Origin of the sequence: Vibrio nereis NBRC 15637, assembly GCF_001591105.1 — a bacterium.
Classification (GTDB): Bacteria; Pseudomonadota; Gammaproteobacteria; order Enterobacterales; family Vibrionaceae; genus Vibrio; species Vibrio nereis.
Genome location: NZ_BCUD01000010.1, coordinates 16,688 through 34,309, shown reverse-complemented (window position 1 = coordinate 34,309; position 17,622 = coordinate 16,688). Strand labels below are relative to the sequence as shown.

The following is a 17,622-nucleotide window of genomic DNA, read 5'->3' as shown; positions in this document are numbered from 1 at the left end:
GTTATATACTTTTTGCGCTAACAAAAAGGACCATCACAATGAAAACAAAAACATTAATCGCACTTGCGGTTGCCTGCTCTCCAATGCTGGCATCAGCACACAACATCTCACTGGGCAACACGGTTCCTAGCGTGACCGTTCAAGAACACGGTGAAATCATACTCCAAGGTGACACCACGGCTTACCAAAAATGGTCGAGCCAAAATCTACAAGGCAAGGTTCGTGTTATTCATGCCATTGCGGGCAGAAGCAGCGCAAAAGAAATGAACGCGCAGCTTATGGCCGCCATTACCGCCGCTAAATTTCCAGAGAAAAGCTACCAAACCACGTCGATCATCAATCAAGATGATGCTATCTGGGGCACGGGCTCTTTCGTGAAATCTTCCGCAGAAGACAGTAAAAAAGAATTCCCTTGGTCTTCCATGGTATTGGATGAAAATGGCAAAATCGCACAAACTTGGGCGCTTAAACCTGAATCTTCCGCGATCATTGTCCAAGATAAAGAGGGAAAGGTGCTGTTTGTCAAAGAAGGCGCGTTGACTGAAAGCGAAGTGAAACAAGTACTTGGCTTAATCGCAGCTAACATCTGATCACAAATGCATTTCGCGTTAGAAAAGGAATTGTTATAACATAACAGTTCCTTTTTATTGGGTTTACTTTGCTTGTGTCTCAGCTACGTTTACATTCATATCGCTTGGCCGTGATAGCACTCTGTAGTGTTATGCTCACGCTATGGATGAGTGTGGCTAGCATTGAGCACCAGTACGACCTTTCTCATCACCAGAATCATCATTGCCAACTCTTTTCTTGTGCCCAGCACGGGGTAAGTTCGGCAACACTGTCGACCGAAGACCTATCACTCCCTGATACTTTTTTCATCAGTGAGCATTACCACTATGTCACTTTGACTGCGTTGGTCTACCACGCACGCTCACCGCCTAACAATCCAAGCGCTTAATTCGTCATCTAGCTCCAAATGTGTTGGAGTGATATTTCACAACTTTAAGATTGTATTTAGGATTTAAAATGAACAAGTATTCACCTCTTGCTGCGCTTATCGCACTGACTCTTAGCCATTCTGCAACTGCAGAGGACACCTTCCGCCAGCATGATGCTCACGTTCATGGCGAGGTTGAACTTAACATTGCACAAGATGGCAATGAGATTCTGGTAGAAATCACCGCGCCCGGTGCCGATGTGGTTGGCTTTGAGCATGCGCCGAAAACAGACGAGCAACATGACATATTGAAACAAGCAAAAGCTCATCTGAGTAACGCCAGTGCCGTTTTCACCTTGACGAAAGCTGCGGGTTGTAGCGTGAAGCACCAAAAAGTGTCTCACACGCTTGAAGGAGATGAGCAACACGGCCATGAACATCACGATCATAATCATGATGAACACCATGACCACGATGAGCATCATGATCACCAACACGATGAACATCACGACCATGATGAGCATCAAGATCACCAACACGATGAACACCACGACCATGATGAGCATCATGATCATGAAACAGAACACTCTGGGCATGGTGAATTTACTGTGGAGTACCACTACCAGTGTGACAATGTGGCTCAGCTAACAACCATTGAAACCTCTTGGTTCGAGCTATTTCCAGTCACTGAAGCGATAAAATTCAACCTGCTCACTGATTCTAAGCAGGCTTCATCGCGCCTAAATAAAAACAACAACACGATTTCTCTATAATGGGCATCGCAGCTTGGTGCTAAGCCAAGCTGCTTTCTTGTGATTGGAACTCGCTATGAAAACCAATAACCAACCACCTGTTATCGAATTAAGCCAAGTCTCGTTTACTTGGCCCGGTAATGACTCTCCGACACTCGCCATTCCTCAACTTCAAGTGAACCAAGGTGAACACTTATTTGTGAAAGGGCCGAGTGGATGTGGTAAATCCACGTTACTTAGCCTGCTTACTGGCATTAACACCGTCACAACAGGCAAAGTCACCGTCCTTAACCAATGCCTTTCCGATTTACCAGGCAATCAGCGCGATAAATTTCGTGCTGACAATATTGGCTATATCTTTCAGCAATTTAATCTGCTGCCTTACCTCAGCGTCATTGAAAACGTCACGCTGCCTTGCCAATTTTCCAAGCTGCGACGCTCACAGGTTTCGGGCGATTTGCAGACCGAAGCCAAAGCACTGCTCAACAAGCTTCACCTGTCCGAGCCTTTAATGAACAAGCCTGTTGTCGAGCTTAGTATCGGCCAGCAACAAAGAGTAGCCGCCGCCCGTGCTCTGATCGGTAAACCCAAAGTCATCATTGCCGATGAGCCTACCTCATCCTTGGATCACGACAACCGAACCGCCTTTATTGAACTACTGCTGGATCAGGTGAACCATGCTCAATCAACTCTGCTGTTTGTGAGCCACGATCCCACCTTAGAGCCATTATTCGACCGAAGCATCGACCTGAGATCCCTTAACCAAGTAGGAGGAGAACAATGAGCCCAACTTTATCTCTGGCTTGGAAGAGTGCCCGCAACCGCAAAGTGACCGCGATCCTCTCTATCCTGACGGTCGCGATTTCCGTCATTTTGCTGCTTGGTGTAGAACGAATTCGAACCCAAGCAAAGAGCAGCTTCGCGAACACCATCTCTGGTACAGATTTGATCGTAGGCGGCCGATCTGGGCAGGTTAACTTGTTGCTTTACTCTGTTTTTAGAATCGGTAATGCCACCAACAACATTGATTGGAAAAGTTATCAGGAGTTTAGTCAGCATCGCGCGGTTGAATGGGCCATTCCAATCTCTTTGGGTGACTCCCATAAAGGCTTTCGAGTCATGGGCACCAACCACAGCTACTTTGAGCATTATCGCTATGGGCAAAAGCAGAACTTAACCTTCTCGCAGGGAACAAAGTTTGATGGTCTATTTGAAACCGTCGTCGGGGCCGATGTGGCAAAACAGCTAGGCTATAAGATTGGCAGTGAAATTATCATCGCCCACGGCATCAGTGATGTAGGCTTTAGTCGTCATGATAACCTACCCTTCAAAGTAGTGGGGATCTTAGCACCAACAGGAACCCCGGTAGACAAAACGGTACACGTTTCGTTGCAAGCCATTGAGGCCATCCACGTTGGCTGGGAGTCTGGCGCGAACCTTGGCAATACACCAGAAGCTCATCAGCTTAATGCCATGGACTTTCAACCCAAGCAAATCACCGCTGTGATGCTCGGGCTAAAGTCCAAATTGCAGACATTTGCTTTGCAACGCCAGATCAACACCTATACGAAAGAGCCACTCAGCGCAATTTTACCGGGAGTCGCTTTACACGAGCTATGGGGAATGATGTCTGTTGCTGAGCAAGCTTTAATGGCAGTATCTGGGTTTGTGGTCATCGCTGGGTTGCTTGGTATGTTATCTAGCTTACTGACCAGTTTGCAGGAACGCCGCCGAGAAATGGCCATCCTTCGAGCCATGGGCGCCAGGCCAAAACACGTATTTTCTCTGTTAATTCTGGAAGCAAGCAGCTTAACCTTTATAGGCATAGTTGCTGGCACGCTCGCACTTTATTTAATTCTAACGCTGGCTTCACCAATTATTCAGCAAAGTTATGGTATTAACCTCTCCATAATAACCTTATCCAGTTACGAACTTTCACTGCTTGGCCTAGTTCAGCTAGCAGGAACAGTAATTGGCTTTATTCCCGCTTTGAGGGCTTACAAACAATCTCTAAGCGACGGTATGACAATTCGAGTATAAATGATGAAGACAAAACATATACTTATCCTCTTAGTAGCCATGATGAGCTTTAGCTTACCAAGCTACGCGAAGCAAGAAGATGTACTGAAACTGGACTGGATAGACCTGATCCCAGAAGCCGAAAGGAACCAGTTTGATAAACAAGGCATGCCAGCGATCAACCACTCTGGTGATGTGATGATGCAATCAAAACTTGGTAGCGTCAGACCTGAGCTGAATGGGAGTACGGTGAAAATTCCCGGTTTTGTCATTCCATTGGAAGGCAATGAGAACATCGTTACGGAATTCTTATTGGTACCGTATTTTGGCGCGTGTATTCACGTGCCACCTCCGCCACCCAATCAAATCATCTATGTTAAATTTCCAAAAGGAGCCCCCGTTCAGGAGCTTTGGGATGTCATTTACGTCATTGGTACACTGAAAACAGAGACCATTTCCCATGACTTAGCGGAAACTGGATATGTGATCGAAGGAAGTGCCATCGCTGAGTATGATGACTACTAATTAAGATTAACAAAAATGCAACCTGTCGATCACCTAACTTAAGCAAGATATCTGGACAGATAACCTAGAACCCCTAGGTATATCAATAATAGTAGGGCGATTGACAGGTGCTTCTTCAATTTATTTTCACCGAAGTATTTCATAAGCCCTCTCAAGTTTCGTGATAACAATTTTAACAACTTGTTATCATATGTGGTAGCACTATTTTTTTGACATCGGCCTCACACTCTTTATATGGCGACTTATGCTTATAAAGAGTACAGTAGCGATAACTTCATGATGGCTAAGGAAATAGGATGTCTGAGAGCAAGAAACCCGTCGTCATTGACCATGAACCAGCGTCCCAAAACAGACAAGAGAAAAAGTCGCACTACGTGAAAGACAGTGCTAGCTGCATTCTGCACATTGCGGAAAACCATGGTTTGGGCGCTCTGCTTAATAATGAAACGCCTTCCAAAACGCCTCTGGAAAGAGCTTTGGAGCGAGAAAGAAAGCGCAGAGAGCAAAGACAAAAGAACTTAGAACACATCCTAAAATTAACACATCAATCGTGTAAAGATGAAACCGCTGGAGAGCCTGACCCAGACTGGCTGTATCGCTTCTTCGATATGGCGCAAGAAGTGCACAACCCTTCCATGCAACGTCTTTGGGCTCAGGTACTAAAACGAGAAGTCACCAACCCTGGCTCCACATCAATGAAAGCATTGAACGTCTTGCAAGATATGACGCCAAAGGAAGCACAGATCCTTCAGCGAGCATCGTCTCTGGCCTGTAGTTTTGGCGGTGACAATAGTCGTAAGGTTCTGATTGGCTACCGCTCTCAAGGGGGGATATTCACCTTTGGCAAACGTAACGTCACGAGCAACATTAACGTCGCGAACTTTCAGTTGCCCTATTCCAGCCTGCTGGTCTTGTTTGAACTTGGCCTGATGCATAGCACCGAGTTGGAGTCAGGAGAGATTGAATTAGAGTCTCCACTACCGCTCATTTATCAAGGGAAACAACTCTCGTTGCAAGCGCATAGCAAAGGGATCAGATTGCGTTATTACCGATTTAGTCCAACAGGTAACGAGCTGTGTAAGCTACTGGGCAACAAACCCAATATGCAGTACTACGATCAAATGGTGGCTTTGTTGGGGCAGAAGTTTACCACCCAAAGCGACATAGAAAGCAATATCCACCACACAGTTTGAGCTTTGATTTATCCCAGAAACAAAAACGCCAGCAAATCGCTGGCGTTTTTTAATGCTCTTGGTGATTACGCTTTGTATGCTTTAAACGCGTTAATCAGACCGTTTGTTGAGCTGTCGTGAGAGCTGATTGCTGATTCGTCAGCCAGCTCAGGTAGGATTTGGTTCGCGAGTTGTTTACCTAGCTCCACACCCCACTGGTCAAAGCTGAAGATGTTCCAGATAACGCCTTGTACGAAGATCTTGTGCTCGTACATCGCGATCAGGTTACCTAGCGTACGTGGTGTGATTTGCTTCACTAAGATAGAGTTCGTTGGGCGGTTACCTTCAAACACTTTGAATGGCGCAATCGCTGCCACTTCTTCAGCGTTCTTACCTGCTTTAACCAACTCTTCTTTCACGGTCTCTTCGCTCTTACCAAACGCTAGCGCTTCGGTTTGTGCAAAGAAGTTCGACATCAGTTTCTGGTGGTGGTCACCCGCTGGGTTGTGGCTGATTGCAGGTGCAATGAAGTCACATGGGATCAACTTAGTACCTTGGTGGATCAACTGGTAGAACGCGTGCTGACCGTTAGTGCCTGGTTCGCCCCAGATGATTGGGCCAGTTTGGTACGTTACTGCATTACCTTCGCGGTCAACGTATTTACCGTTTGATTCCATGTTACCTTGCTGGAAGTACGCCGCGAAACGGTGCATGTACTGGTCGTAAGGTAAGATCGCTTCAGATTCTGCACCGTGGAAGTTGTTGTACCAAATACCGATAAGCGCAAGGATCACAGGGATGTTGCTTTCTAGATCAGCGGATACAAAGTGGTTATCCATCTCGTGAGCGCCGTCGAGTAGCTCAATAAAGTTGTCGTAGCCTACCGCTAGTGCGATTGAAAGACCAATTGCCGACCATAGTGAGTAACGACCGCCAACCCAGTCCCAGAATTCAAACATGTTGTCTGTGTCGATACCGAACTCAGATACTGCCGTCGCGTTTGTTGAAAGTGCCGCGAAGTGCTTAGCCACGTGAGCTTGGTCACCTGCAGACTCAAGGAACCAATCACGTGCAGTATGCGCGTTGGTCATGGTTTCTTGTGTGGTAAACGTCTTAGATGCGATCAGGAACAGTGTCGTTTCTGGGTTAACGTTTTTCAGCGTTTCAACGATGTGGGTACCATCAACGTTAGATACGAAGTGAAGGTTTAGATGATTTTTGTATGGTGCCAGTGCTTCTGTCACCATGTAAGGACCAAGGTCAGAGCCACCAATACCGATGTTGACGATATCTGTGATCGCTTTGCCTGTGTAACCTTTCCACTCACCGCCGATTACGCGATCAGTGAACGATTTCATTTTCTCTAGAACCGCGTTAACCGCTGGCATTACGTCTTCACCGTCAACCATCACGGGTTTATTTGAACGGTTACGTAGTGCGGTATGAAGTACTGCACGGCCTTCCGTTTGGTTGATCGCTTCGCCACTGAACATCGCTTCGATTGCTGATTTTAGCTCAGTCTCGTTAGCTAGCGAGAACAGGTGCTTCAAAGTTTCTTCGTTGATTAGGTTCTTTGAATAATCAACCAGAATGTCTGAACCGAAGTGCGCAGAGTACTTGTCAAAACGCGCTGCGTCTTGTGCAAATAGCTCTTTCAGATCCATATCTTGTGCAGTTTCGAAATGCGCAGTTAGCGCTTTCCAAGCTTGTGTTTGCGTTGGATTGATATTTTTCAACATGGTCTTTATCCCGATGTTACAGTAGGTTCTATTCCATATAGTCTAGCGAAAACTAGTGGAATTCCCGATTTAGCAAAATATAAGTAGATGTTTGGGCAAATTGCCACAAAACAAGAGTTTTGTAATTTTTTTTCAAGAGCGCATTATGACCTAGGGGACTCTCCCCCACATTGAGTTAGGTCACGTTCCCTGCTTCGAAGATCAACAAACGCGGCAAGGAAAAGTAAGATCATACCTTAACATAGGCATAGCTTCATTACTTATCCCAACACCTGTCTATTCACCTGATTTAGGAACCGTTATGTGGTCGCAAAAAACGATTCAATTAAAGGCAAGAAAACGTGGATTTCATCTGATTACCGATGAAATAGAACAACAAATACCAGAAATTAAGAGCTATTCCGTCGGAATATTACAGCTTTTCATTCAGCATACCTCAGCAAGTTTAACCATTAATGAAAATGCCGACCCGACCGTTCGCCATGATATGGAAGCGCACTTTAATAAATTCGTGCCAGAGCGAGCACCATACTACCAGCACACCTATGAAGGCGATGATGACATGCCAGCTCATATCAAAGCGTCGACTCTCGGGTGTAGTGTGATGATCCCAATCAGTCATGGGCGTTTAGCGTTAGGAACTTGGCAAGGTATATATCTAGGGGAGCACCGAGACTTCGGTGGAAGTCGCCAGATTGTAGCGACACTTCACGGGGAATAAAAAAGCGGGCTGACGCCCGCTTTAATCATTTGATGTATTCGACTTCAACTCGAGAGGTCAGCTTGGTCACCAACTCATACGCGATGGTACCAACGTGCGAAGCCACTTCTTCCGCAGGCAGACCGTCCCCCCACAATGTGGCAAGGTCGCCAACTTGATCCGTCGCATCTGGTCCCAGATCGACTGTCATCATGTCCATAGATACACGACCTGCCATTGGCACACGGCGGCCATTGACTAATACTGGCGTACCATATGGCGCGGTTCTTGGGTAACCATCACCGTAGCCAATCGCAATCACACCCACTTTGGTGTCTCGCTCACTGGTCCAGGTACCACTGTACCCTACACTGTCGCCTTTCTTTACATCGCGTACCGCGATCAATGGAGACTTCAGGGTCATCAGTGGTTTAAAGCCAAATTCATGGGCAGGCTTATCACCAATGGAAGACACACCATACATGATGATGCCCGCGCGAACCCAATCCAAGTGGCTATTTGGCCAAGCGAGAATACCTGAAGAGGCTGCAATTGAGCGCTCACCTTCACAATCTCGTGTTAAGGATAGGAATAGTTCCGTTTGTTCATTGGTGATGTTTTTATCTAACTCATCGGCATAGCCGAAATGGCTCATAAAGCGCAGCGGCTTAGCGACGTTTGGACACGCTTCTAGGCGCGTAACAAACTCTTGGTATTGGTCTGGATTCACACCTAAACGGTGCATACCACTGTCGATCTTGAGCCAAACAACCAGTGGTGAGTCCAACTCAGCCTGTTCTAATGCTGCAAGTTGCTCTTCGCAGTGTACTGCGGTCTGCAAGTTATTGGCAGCCAACACAGGAAGATCCTGCGCAGCATAAAACCCTTCAAGCAGCAGAATAGGTTTTACTACACCGCTAGCACGCAGTCGAATCGCTTCTTCAACTCGTGCTACGCCAAACGCGTCGGCACTTGTAGCATGTTCTGCAATCTGATCTAAGCCGTGGCCATAGCCGTTTGCTTTTACAATCGCCATAACCTTGCTGTTTGGCGCTTGAGCTTTAACCTGCTCTAGGTTGTGTTGCAACGCATGTAAATTTACATACGCTGTCGCTGCTTTCATGTAACCCATTCGTTACTCATCATCCATATCAAAAGCTGGGCCGGCGTAATTGTCAAAACGCGACCATTGTCCTTGGAAAGTCAAGCGAACTGAACCGATAGGGCCGTTACGCTGCTTACCGAGTATAATTTCTGCGGTGCCCTTCATAGAGCTGTCGGGATTGTACACTTCATCGCGATAGATAAACATGATCAAGTCGGCATCCTGCTCGATCGATCCTGATTCACGAAGGTCCGAGTTTACCGGGCGTTTGTCAGCACGTTGCTCTAGTGATCGGTTAAGCTGCGACAGCGCCACTACAGGCACATTCAACTCTTTGGCTAACGCTTTAAGAGAGCGAGAAATTTCGGCAATTTCGAGGGTACGGTTATCTGATAAAGCAGGCACACGCATCAACTGAAGGTAATCGACCATGATCATTGATAGGCCACCGTGTTCACGGGCAATACGACGAGCACGAGAACGAACTTCAGTTGGCGTTAGGCCAGAACTGTCATCGATGTACATGTTCTTCTTCTCCATCAGAATACCCATGGTCGAAGAAATGCGAGCCCAATCCTCGTCATCGAGCTGGCCAGTACGAATTTTGGTTTGATCAACACGAGAAAGCGACGCCAGCATACGCATCATGATCTGTTCAGCCGGCATCTCTAGCGAGAAGATCAGCACGGGCTTTTCTTGCTCCATTGCTGCGTTCTCACATAAGTTCATCGCAAAGGTGGTTTTACCCATCGATGGACGTGCTGCAACGATCACCAAATCAGAGCCCTGTAAACCAGCCGTCTTTTTATTCAGGTCGGTAAAGCCCGTATTCACACCAGTTACGCCATCCTGAGGAGACTTATACAGCAGCTCAATACGCTCTAGCGTTTTCTCTAGGATGTTATCAACGTTTTGAGGGCCTTCGTTTTCATTGGTGCGAGATTCCGCGATCGCGAATACTTTACTCTCGGCTAAATCCAATAAATCCTCAGAACCACGACCTTGAGGATCGTAGCCCGCATCGGCAATTTCATTCGCGACACCGATCAAGTCACGTACAAGTGCACGCTCGGCGACAATATCCGCATAAGCATTGATGTTCGCGGCACTCGGTGTATTTTTCGCTAAGTCTGCAAGGTAGGCGAAACCACCGACATCATTGAGCTGCTCTCTCTGCTCTAAAAACTCAGAAAGCGTAATCAAGTCAAGCGGTTTACTGTCTTCCAGAATCGATTTTACTGCTTCGAAGATCAGTCTATGTGGACGGCTGTAAAAGTCTTTCGCAACAACCCGCTCAGAAACCGTATCCCAGCGCTCGTTATCCAATAACAAACCACCAATGACGGACTGTTCCGCTTCCAACGAATGTGGAGGCACCTTGATTGCGTCAACTTGTGCATCAGTCATTTTTTTCATGCGATTGTCTGTTCTCGATTCGGCCATGGTATTGCTCTACAACTTGATTCTGACCGCTCATTATAACGATAACGAGCAAGATAGCGATGTCTTGTGATGAGATAGATTTTGCGTTGATCAGGAAATTTTACTCAACATTGACGGAGCGCTTTAGCTTTCCAATTAGTATCAGCGGTCGTTGGGAAAATATAGAGGTCATTGGTGTTTAGGTATTGGTTACTTGCTGCGAGTTTAGTGAATGCCGCGGTGTGCTATGGAGCCGATAAAGAGCCGGCAGAATTAGAGATTGATATCCCCTCACCGCTGAATAGTGAAATTGAGTTTGGATATCAATCTCACAGTGGCAACTCTGACACCCAATCGATGAACGCTAGAGTCGGGGCTGACTACACCTCTGGTAGGCATCGCAGTAGCGGGGAATGGAAGTTCTATTTGCTCTATAAAGATGGTGAAGAGGATAAACGCCTTTCCACTTATAAACTGCAAAGCGACTACAAGCTCGGTCCAAAAACTTATTTATACGCTACCTTCAAAGGGGTCGATTCACTCTACAGTGCGTATTTTAAAGACTATACGCTATCGAGCGGTTTTGGTTATCAGTTCTCCAACACCGAAGAGCTGATTCTAGAATTGGAACTCGGCCCTGGTTTTCGCTATCAAGAGCCTAATCTAGACGAAATTGATGACGATGACATTATCTTCCCTGAAACCGTCCGTGAAGCGATTTTCCGCGGTCACCTATCGTCAAAATGGCAAGTCGTTGACAGCCTTTCTCTATCAGCTTCTGTCACTTTGGTCTCTGGTAGTAGCAATAGCCGCGTCGACAGTGACATCAGCGCAATCAATGACATTACCGATGATATTGCGTTAAAGCTGACTCATTCTCGTCAATATCATGACAAGGTTCCTGAAGGCCTAGAAAAAGCAGATAGCGTATTCTCTGTGAACTTACTTTTTGTCTTCTAACTTCTGCTAGCTACTAACGCCTCAACCCAAACGTAAATTACAGACATAAAAAAAGCACCTGCGAGCAGGTGCTTTTAAAATACGTCTTGATACTGAATTACTCAGCAGCAACAACCTGTAGGTTAACTGTCGCGAAAACTTCAGAGTGAAGTTGAACGCTGATCTCGAACTCACCAGTGTTACGTAGAGCACCTTCAGGAAGGCGAACTTCGCTTTTAACAACTTCAACGCCAGCTGCAGTGATTGCATCAGCGATGTCACGAGTACCGATAGAACCGAATAGTTTGCCTTCGTCACCAGCTTTAGAAGCGATAACAACAGCTTCTAGAGCGTTAACTTTCTCAGCACGTGCTTCAGCAGCTGTTAGTTGCTCAGCAACTTTAGCTTCTAGTTCAGCACGACGAGCTTCGAACATTTCAACGTTAGCTTTAGTAGCCATAACCGCTTTACCCTGAGGGATAAGGAAGTTACGAGCGTAGCCAGATTTAACGTTTACTGAATCGCCAAGACCACCTAGGTTACCGATTTTATCAAGTAGAATAACTTGCATTGCTTAATCCTCTTTCTTAATAAAACGAACCGATTACTGATGCTTGTCAGTGTACGGAAGTAGAGCTAGGTAGCGAGAACGCTTAATAGCACGAGCTAGTTGACGCTGGTACTTAGCGCTTGTACCAGTGATACGGCTAGGTACGATTTTACCAGCTTCAGTGATGTAGTTTTTAAGAGTTGCTACGTCTTTGTAATCAATCTCTTGTACGCCTTCTGCAGTGAAACGGCAGAATTTACGACGACGGAAGAAACGAGCCATGGGCTATCTCCTGATCTTAAATTTGAGTAATGTTGTCGGCATGAAGCACTAATTTACCTACGCCATTTCGGCCGGTCTGGTAAGAGACAAAACCACTTACCTTAATGCTACTGCCTTGTACTAAATTCTGAGTTAATGCTTGTGACCTTTGCCCGCTAACTACGATTGGCATACGGCAGTACACTTGTCTCGGAAAGTCAGCTTCGATAACGGTAGAGCGATGCTCTAACCAAAATCGACAGTGTTCTATACCACTTGGGCTTTTGCTTCGAATCGGAGGTTTAGCAATAGTGCCACTTAACTCCATTCGATTGGCCATAAGTTAAATTACTCAGCAGCTTCTGATTTAGCTTCTGGCTTAGCTTCAGAACGCTCTTCACGACGTGGAGCACGCTCTTCTTTTTGCTTAAGCATGATAGACTGCTCAGTGATCGCTGCTTTAGTACGCATGATCATGTTACGTAGAACTGCATCGTTGAAACGGAAAGCAGTTTCTAGCTCATCGATTACAGCTTGGTCAGCTTCAACGTTCATTAGAACGTAGTGAGCTTTGTGAAGCTTGTTGATTGGGTAAGCCAGTTGACGACGACCCCAGTCTTCTAGACGGTGGATAGTACCGCCAGCTTCAGTGATAGAACCAGTGTAACGCTCGATCATGCCAGCAACTTGCTCGCTTTGATCAGGGTGCACCATGAATACGATTTCGTAATGACGCATTGGTTGCTCCTTACGGATTATTCAGCTTCCACAATTGGCCCGGTCGTCCAGAGGAAGCAAGGAACTAAAGATAATTGACCGAGTTTTAAGGAGCACGAATAGTACAGAAACAAAGCAGTTTAAGCAAGAGAAATATCATGTTAGAGCCAGCACGACGACGCAACTACCTCAACGACAGTGCTGGCCAGAGAGGGAATTCTCAATTAAAGGCTAATCGTCATCATCTTCATCGACGTATTGAGCTTGCAGGTAATTTTGAATACCCGTCATTTCAATCAAACCAAGTTGGGTTTCCAGCCAATCCACATGCTCTTCTTCATCTTCAAGAATGTCTTGGAACAAGTCTCTCGAAACGTAATCATGGATATCTTCAGCATAAGCAATCGCCGCCTTGAGATCAGGAATTGCCGCCATTTCCAACTTCAAATCGCACTCAAGCATTTCTTTTGCATCTTCACCGATCATCAACTTACCGAGGTCTTGCAGATTGGGAAGTCCTTCTAAAAACAGAATCCTTTCAATCAAATGATCAGCATGATTCATTTCATCAATCGATTCGTGGTATTCCTTATCGGCAAGATGCTTTAAGCCCCAATCCTTGTACATGCGGGCGTGAAGAAAATATTGATTTATCGCGATAAGCTCGTTGCCGAGCACTTTATTGAGGTGTTGAATTATGATTGGATCACCTTTCATGACATAGCCCTCCTTTTTGGCTCTTTTAACTCTAGTTCCAAATAAGAAGGTGTCAAAGCAGGACTTTTTTGTCGGGTTAACTGGCCTGCTTAAATAGGGTTACTGATGCTGACTCATTAATAATTTCTTTCGCCGCTCTGACGCATTTACCACATTGGCTACCCAAGGCCGTGCACTTTTTGATGCCTCGCATATCGGTCACACCCTCTTCAATAACCAGCTTACGAATTTTTTTATCAGAGATGCCGTGACACAAGCAAATATACATATCGAACCCTACCGTATAAACTGAGCAAAGAATATAAAGGAGAATCATTCCTATTTCTAATTGATACTTTAATTACTTTAGAACAATTTGTTATAGAAGACAGAAGAGTTACCGTTCAATATCGCCTTTTAGGTGGGATTGGGCAAGCGGTAGCATCAGGCACAGAACTAAGCTGATGAATTAGAATATGAAAAAATAGCGGTTATATTTTTAGGAAAAACTATGCTTATAACTGAAACGAAAAAGGGAAGCCGAAGCCTCCCTTTTTCTAGTGCGCTTTCTTCAAAAAGAAGAAGAGTGCAAGATTTCGTTTAATTCGTTATGAATTAGTCGAAGATCTTAGCAACAACACCAGCACCTACTGTACGGCCGCCTTCACGGATCGCGAAACGTAGACCTTCGTCCATTGCGATTGGTGCGATTAGCTCTACAGTCATCTGTACGTTGTCACCTGGCATTACCATTTCTACGCCTTCTGGTAGCTGGATGTCACCAGTTACGTCAGTTGTACGGAAGTAGAACTGTGGACGGTAGCCTTTGAAGAATGGAGTGTGACGACCACCTTCATCTTTAGACAGTACGTATACTTCTGATTCGAACTTAGTGTGTGGAGTGATTGAACCAGGCTTCGCTAGTACTTGACCACGTTCAACTTCGTCACGCTTAGTACCACGTAGAAGTGCACCAACGTTCTCACCTGCACGGCCTTCGTCTAGAAGCTTACGGAACATCTCAACACCAGTACATGTCGTTGTAGTAGTGTCTTTGATACCTACGATAGCAACTTCGTCACCTACTGTTAGGATACCACGCTCGATACGGCCAGTTACTACTGTACCACGACCTTGGATTGAGAATACGTCTTCGATAGGCATTAGGAATGGCTGATCTACTGCACGCTCTGGTTCTGGGATGTAGTTGTCTAGTGCTTCTGCTAGTTCAACGATTTTTGCTTCCCACTGCTCTTCGCCGTTTAGTGCGCCTAGTGCAGAACCTTGGATAACTGGTAGGTCATCACCTGGGAAATCGTATTCAGATAGAAGTTCACGAACTTCCATTTCTACTAGTTCTAGTAGCTCTTCATCATCAACCATGTCACATTTGTTCATGAATACGATGATGTAAGGGATACCAACCTGACGGCCTAGTAGGATGTGCTCACGAGTTTGTGGCATTGGGCCATCTGTCGCAGCAACTACAAGGATACCACCGTCCATCTGAGCAGCACCAGTGATCATGTTTTTAACGTAGTCCGCGTGTCCTGGACAGTCAACGTGTGCGTAGTGGCGAGTTGGAGTGTCGTACTCTACGTGAGAAGTAGCGATTGTGATACCGCGCTCACGCTCTTCTGGAGCGTTATCGATAGATGCGAAGTCTTTCGCGTCACCGCCGTACACTTTAGCTAGAGTAGTACAGATTGCAGCAGTTAGAGTTGTTTTACCGTGGTCAACGTGGCCGATAGTACCAACGTTAACGTGCGGTTTAGTACGTTCAAATTTTTCTTTAGACACGATCGTGTTCCTTCCTAGTTATGATTCGCCGGGATCATTATTGACCTCGACGCGCCAGAATTTGCTATTTTATGCGCCAACGTCCGTCAGCGCAATATTTGGACGTATTGATCTTAAAAAAAGTAGCACTCTTTTCGAAGATCAGTACATTTTATTAGTAACCACGCTCTGCAATGATTGCATCTGCAAAGTTCTTAGGCACTTCTGCGTACTCGTTGAATTCCATTGAGTACGACGCGCGGCCTTGAGTTGCAGAACGTAGGTCTGTTGCGTAACCAAACATTTGAGAAAGTGGTACTTGAGCGCGGACGATCTTAATACCAGCCACACCTTCATCCATACCTTCGATAATGCCGCGACGACGGTTTAAATCACCGACAACATCACCCATCCAATCTTCTGGAGTCGTTACTTCAACATTCATCATTGGCTCAAGAATAATCGGCTGCGCTTCAAGCGCACCCTTCTTGAATGCCATCGAACCGGCAATCTTAAACGCCATTTCGCTAGAGTCAACATCGTGGTAAGAACCATCGAACAAAGTTGCTTTGATGTCTAGAACTGGGTAACCAGCCAATACACCGCTATTCATTTGCTCTTCGATACCTTTCGCTACTGAACTAATGTATTCCTTAGGAACAGCGCCACCCACGATTTCATCTACGAATACGAAACCTTCGCCAGGCTCAGAAGGCTCAAGTTTGATCCAAACATGACCGTATTGACCACGACCACCAGATTGACGAACAAACTTACCTTCCACTTCAGATGTGCCGCGAATAGTTTCGCGGTAAGCAACCTGAGGTTTACCAACGTTGCAATCAACATTGAATTCACGTTTCATGCGGTCAACGATGATGTCTAGGTGAAGCTCACCCATACCAGAGATCAGAGTTTGACCTGTCTCGTCGTCCGTTTCTACGCGGAAAGATGGATCTTCTGCTGCCAGTTTACCTAGCGCGATACCCATTTTCTCTTGGTCTGCCTTAGAACGAGGTTCTACAGCAATCTGAATTACTGGTTCAGGGAACTCCATACGTTCCAGAATCACTTTGTGGTTCTGGTCACATAGAGTGTCGCCTGTTGTCACGTCTTTCAGGCCGATAGCCGCTGCAATATCACCCGCGCGAACTTCTTTGACTTCTTCACGCTTGTTGGCGTGCATCTGCACGATACGTCCAAAACGCTCTTTCTTCTGTTTTACAGAGTTGTAAACAGCATCACCTGAGTTTACAACGCCTGAGTAAACACGCATGAAAGTTAGCGTGCCCACAAACGGGTCAGTCGCGATCTTAAACGCTAGTGCAGAGAACGGTTCGTTGTCGTCTGCGTGACGTTCAACTTCATTTTCTCTTTCGTCGACACCTTTAATTGCAGGTACGTCAACTGGCGATGGCAAGAATTCGATCACAGCGTCTAGTACAGCTTGTACACCTTTGTTTTTGAATGCACTACCACAAGTAGCCAGTACAATTTCGTTGTTTAGTGTACGAGTACGAAGACCTTGCTTTAGCTCAGCTTCTGACAGTTCGCCTTCTTCAAGGTACTTATCCATCAGTTCTTCGCTAGCTTCAGCAGCCGACTCAACCATATGGTTGCGCCATTCTTCGGCAAGCTCAATCATGTCAGCTGGAATATCTTCAAGAGTGAATGACACGCCTTGATCGGCTTCATTCCAGTTGATCATTTTCATCTTGATAAGGTCGATGACTCCTCTGAACTCATCTTCCGCACCAACATTCAGCTGGATAGGAACTGGGTTCGCACCAAGACGATTTTTAATTTGGTCCACAACGCGTAGGAAGTCTGCACCTGCGCGGTCCATCTTGTTCACAAACACCATACGCGGAACGTGATATTTATCTGCTTGACGCCATACAGTTTCAGACTGAGGTTCAACACCAGATGAGCCACAGAACACAACTACAGCACCGTCAAGTACACGAAGAGAACGCTCTACTTCGATAGTAAAGTCAACGTGTCCAGGAGTATCAATGATGTTTACGCGATGTTCTTGGAATTGTGCTTCCATACCACGCCAGAAGGTAGTCGTCGCAGCAGAAGTGATAGTGATACCACGCTCTTGCTCCTGCTCCATCCAGTCCATGGTTGCTGCGCCATCGTGAACTTCACCGATTTTATGAGACAGACCAGTGTAGAACAGAATACGTTCAGTAGTGGTTGTTTTACCTGCATCTACGTGAGCACAGATACCGATGTTACGGTAGCGCTCAATAGGAGTTTTGCGAGCCACGATTGAATCCTCTTAACTTAGAGATAGGGACTAT

General features: G+C 46.0%; 20 protein-coding genes. 9 read left to right on the top strand and 11 right to left on the bottom strand.

What is annotated here, in order from left to right:
- The first annotated feature begins 38 nt into the window (after positions 1-38).
- The 7 genes from VNE01S_RS12000 to VNE01S_RS11975 all read left to right on the top strand — a co-directional run bounded on the left by VNE01S_RS12000 (position 39) and on the right by VNE01S_RS11975 (position 5,426).
- Positions 39-590: a YtfJ family protein gene (locus VNE01S_RS12000; RefSeq protein ID WP_053396339.1), complete on the top strand. Its 552-nt coding sequence runs from the start codon at positions 39-41 to the stop codon at positions 588-590.
- A 74-nt stretch (positions 591-664) separates the two neighbouring features.
- Positions 665-958 carry a DUF2607 family protein gene (locus VNE01S_RS18915; RefSeq protein WP_082331713.1) on the top strand — a complete coding sequence of 98 codons (294 nt, stop codon included), beginning with the start codon at positions 665-667 and terminating at the stop codon, positions 956-958.
- A gap of 68 nt (positions 959-1,026) precedes the next feature.
- A complete protein-coding gene (zrgA, locus tag VNE01S_RS11995) occupies positions 1,027-1,710 on the top strand; it encodes a zinc uptake protein ZrgA (protein ID WP_053396338.1) in 684 nt (227 codons plus the stop codon).
- Between the two features lie 55 nt (positions 1,711-1,765).
- Complete coding sequence (locus VNE01S_RS11990) at positions 1,766-2,473, top strand: ABC transporter ATP-binding protein (protein ID WP_053396337.1); 708 nt, start codon at positions 1,766-1,768, stop codon at positions 2,471-2,473.
- The gene (locus VNE01S_RS11985; RefSeq protein WP_053396336.1) at positions 2,470-3,729 is read left to right on the top strand and encodes an ABC transporter permease; all 1,260 of its coding nucleotides are present in this window, start codon (positions 2,470-2,472) and stop codon (positions 3,727-3,729) included. Before VNE01S_RS11990 ends, VNE01S_RS11985 begins: the two co-directional genes overlap by 4 nt.
- A gap of 3 nt (positions 3,730-3,732) precedes the next feature.
- Complete coding sequence (locus VNE01S_RS11980) at positions 3,733-4,233, top strand: DUF3299 domain-containing protein (RefSeq protein WP_053396420.1); 501 nt, start codon at positions 3,733-3,735, stop codon at positions 4,231-4,233.
- 296 nt (positions 4,234-4,529) lie between these two features.
- Complete coding sequence (locus tag VNE01S_RS11975; RefSeq protein ID WP_053396335.1) at positions 4,530-5,426, top strand: TIGR03899 family protein; 897 nt, start codon at positions 4,530-4,532, stop codon at positions 5,424-5,426.
- Between the two features lie 65 nt (positions 5,427-5,491).
- On the opposite strand, the gene pgi is transcribed toward VNE01S_RS11975, so the two are convergent.
- Positions 5,492-7,144, bottom strand: a complete 1,653-nt coding sequence (gene pgi, locus VNE01S_RS11970) for a glucose-6-phosphate isomerase (protein ID WP_053396334.1) — start codon at positions 7,142-7,144, stop codon at positions 5,492-5,494.
- Between the two features lie 301 nt (positions 7,145-7,445).
- Here pgi and VNE01S_RS11965 point away from each other — a divergent pair, with 301 nt between their 5' ends.
- Positions 7,446-7,865 (top strand): secondary thiamine-phosphate synthase enzyme YjbQ, encoded by a 420-nt coding sequence (locus tag VNE01S_RS11965; RefSeq protein WP_053396333.1) that lies wholly within the window; start codon positions 7,446-7,448, stop codon positions 7,863-7,865.
- A gap of 25 nt (positions 7,866-7,890) precedes the next feature.
- On the opposite strand, the gene alr is transcribed toward VNE01S_RS11965, so the two are convergent.
- Both alr and VNE01S_RS11955 read right to left on the bottom strand, forming a co-directional pair.
- Positions 7,891-8,976 (bottom strand): alanine racemase, encoded by a 1,086-nt coding sequence (gene alr, locus VNE01S_RS11960; protein WP_211263095.1) that lies wholly within the window; start codon positions 8,974-8,976, stop codon positions 7,891-7,893.
- 3 nt (positions 8,977-8,979) lie between these two features.
- The gene (locus tag VNE01S_RS11955; protein WP_053396332.1) at positions 8,980-10,392 is read right to left on the bottom strand and encodes a replicative DNA helicase; all 1,413 of its coding nucleotides are present in this window, start codon (positions 10,390-10,392) and stop codon (positions 8,980-8,982) included.
- A gap of 174 nt (positions 10,393-10,566) precedes the next feature.
- Between VNE01S_RS11955 and VNE01S_RS11950 the strand changes: the two genes are divergently transcribed.
- Entirely contained in the window at positions 10,567-11,331 is a 765-nt protein-coding gene (locus VNE01S_RS11950) for a DUF481 domain-containing protein (RefSeq protein WP_053396331.1), read from the top strand.
- Between the two features lie 97 nt (positions 11,332-11,428).
- Here the strand turns inward: VNE01S_RS11950 and rplI are convergent, their stop codons facing one another.
- The 8 genes from rplI to fusA all read right to left on the bottom strand — a co-directional run bounded on the left by rplI (position 11,429) and on the right by fusA (position 17,588).
- The gene (gene rplI, locus VNE01S_RS11945; RefSeq protein ID WP_053396330.1) at positions 11,429-11,881 is read right to left on the bottom strand and encodes a 50S ribosomal protein L9; all 453 of its coding nucleotides are present in this window, start codon (positions 11,879-11,881) and stop codon (positions 11,429-11,431) included.
- A 33-nt stretch (positions 11,882-11,914) separates the two neighbouring features.
- Positions 11,915-12,142, bottom strand: a complete 228-nt coding sequence (rpsR, locus tag VNE01S_RS11940) for a 30S ribosomal protein S18 (protein ID WP_000090472.1) — start codon at positions 12,140-12,142, stop codon at positions 11,915-11,917.
- Between the two features lie 16 nt (positions 12,143-12,158).
- Positions 12,159-12,461, bottom strand: coding sequence for a primosomal replication protein N (gene priB, locus VNE01S_RS11935; protein ID WP_053396329.1), 303 nt, complete (start codon positions 12,459-12,461; stop codon positions 12,159-12,161).
- Positions 12,462-12,469: 8 nt separating this feature from the next.
- On the bottom strand, positions 12,470-12,859 hold the full coding sequence (gene rpsF, locus VNE01S_RS11930) for a 30S ribosomal protein S6 (protein ID WP_041154705.1): 390 nt from the start codon (positions 12,857-12,859) through the stop codon (positions 12,470-12,472).
- A gap of 210 nt (positions 12,860-13,069) precedes the next feature.
- Positions 13,070-13,555, bottom strand: coding sequence for a bacterioferritin (gene bfr / locus VNE01S_RS11925; RefSeq protein WP_053396328.1), 486 nt, complete (start codon positions 13,553-13,555; stop codon positions 13,070-13,072).
- 76 nt (positions 13,556-13,631) lie between these two features.
- Positions 13,632-13,823 carry a (2Fe-2S)-binding protein gene (locus tag VNE01S_RS11920; RefSeq protein ID WP_053396327.1) on the bottom strand — a complete coding sequence of 64 codons (192 nt, stop codon included), beginning with the start codon at positions 13,821-13,823 and terminating at the stop codon, positions 13,632-13,634.
- Between the two features lie 326 nt (positions 13,824-14,149).
- Positions 14,150-15,334: an elongation factor Tu gene (gene tuf, locus VNE01S_RS11915; RefSeq protein ID WP_061781645.1), complete on the bottom strand. Its 1,185-nt coding sequence runs from the start codon at positions 15,332-15,334 to the stop codon at positions 14,150-14,152.
- A gap of 154 nt (positions 15,335-15,488) precedes the next feature.
- Positions 15,489-17,588, bottom strand: coding sequence for an elongation factor G (gene fusA, locus VNE01S_RS11910; RefSeq protein ID WP_053397178.1), 2,100 nt, complete (start codon positions 17,586-17,588; stop codon positions 15,489-15,491).
- Positions 17,589-17,622: the final 34 nt, after the last annotated feature.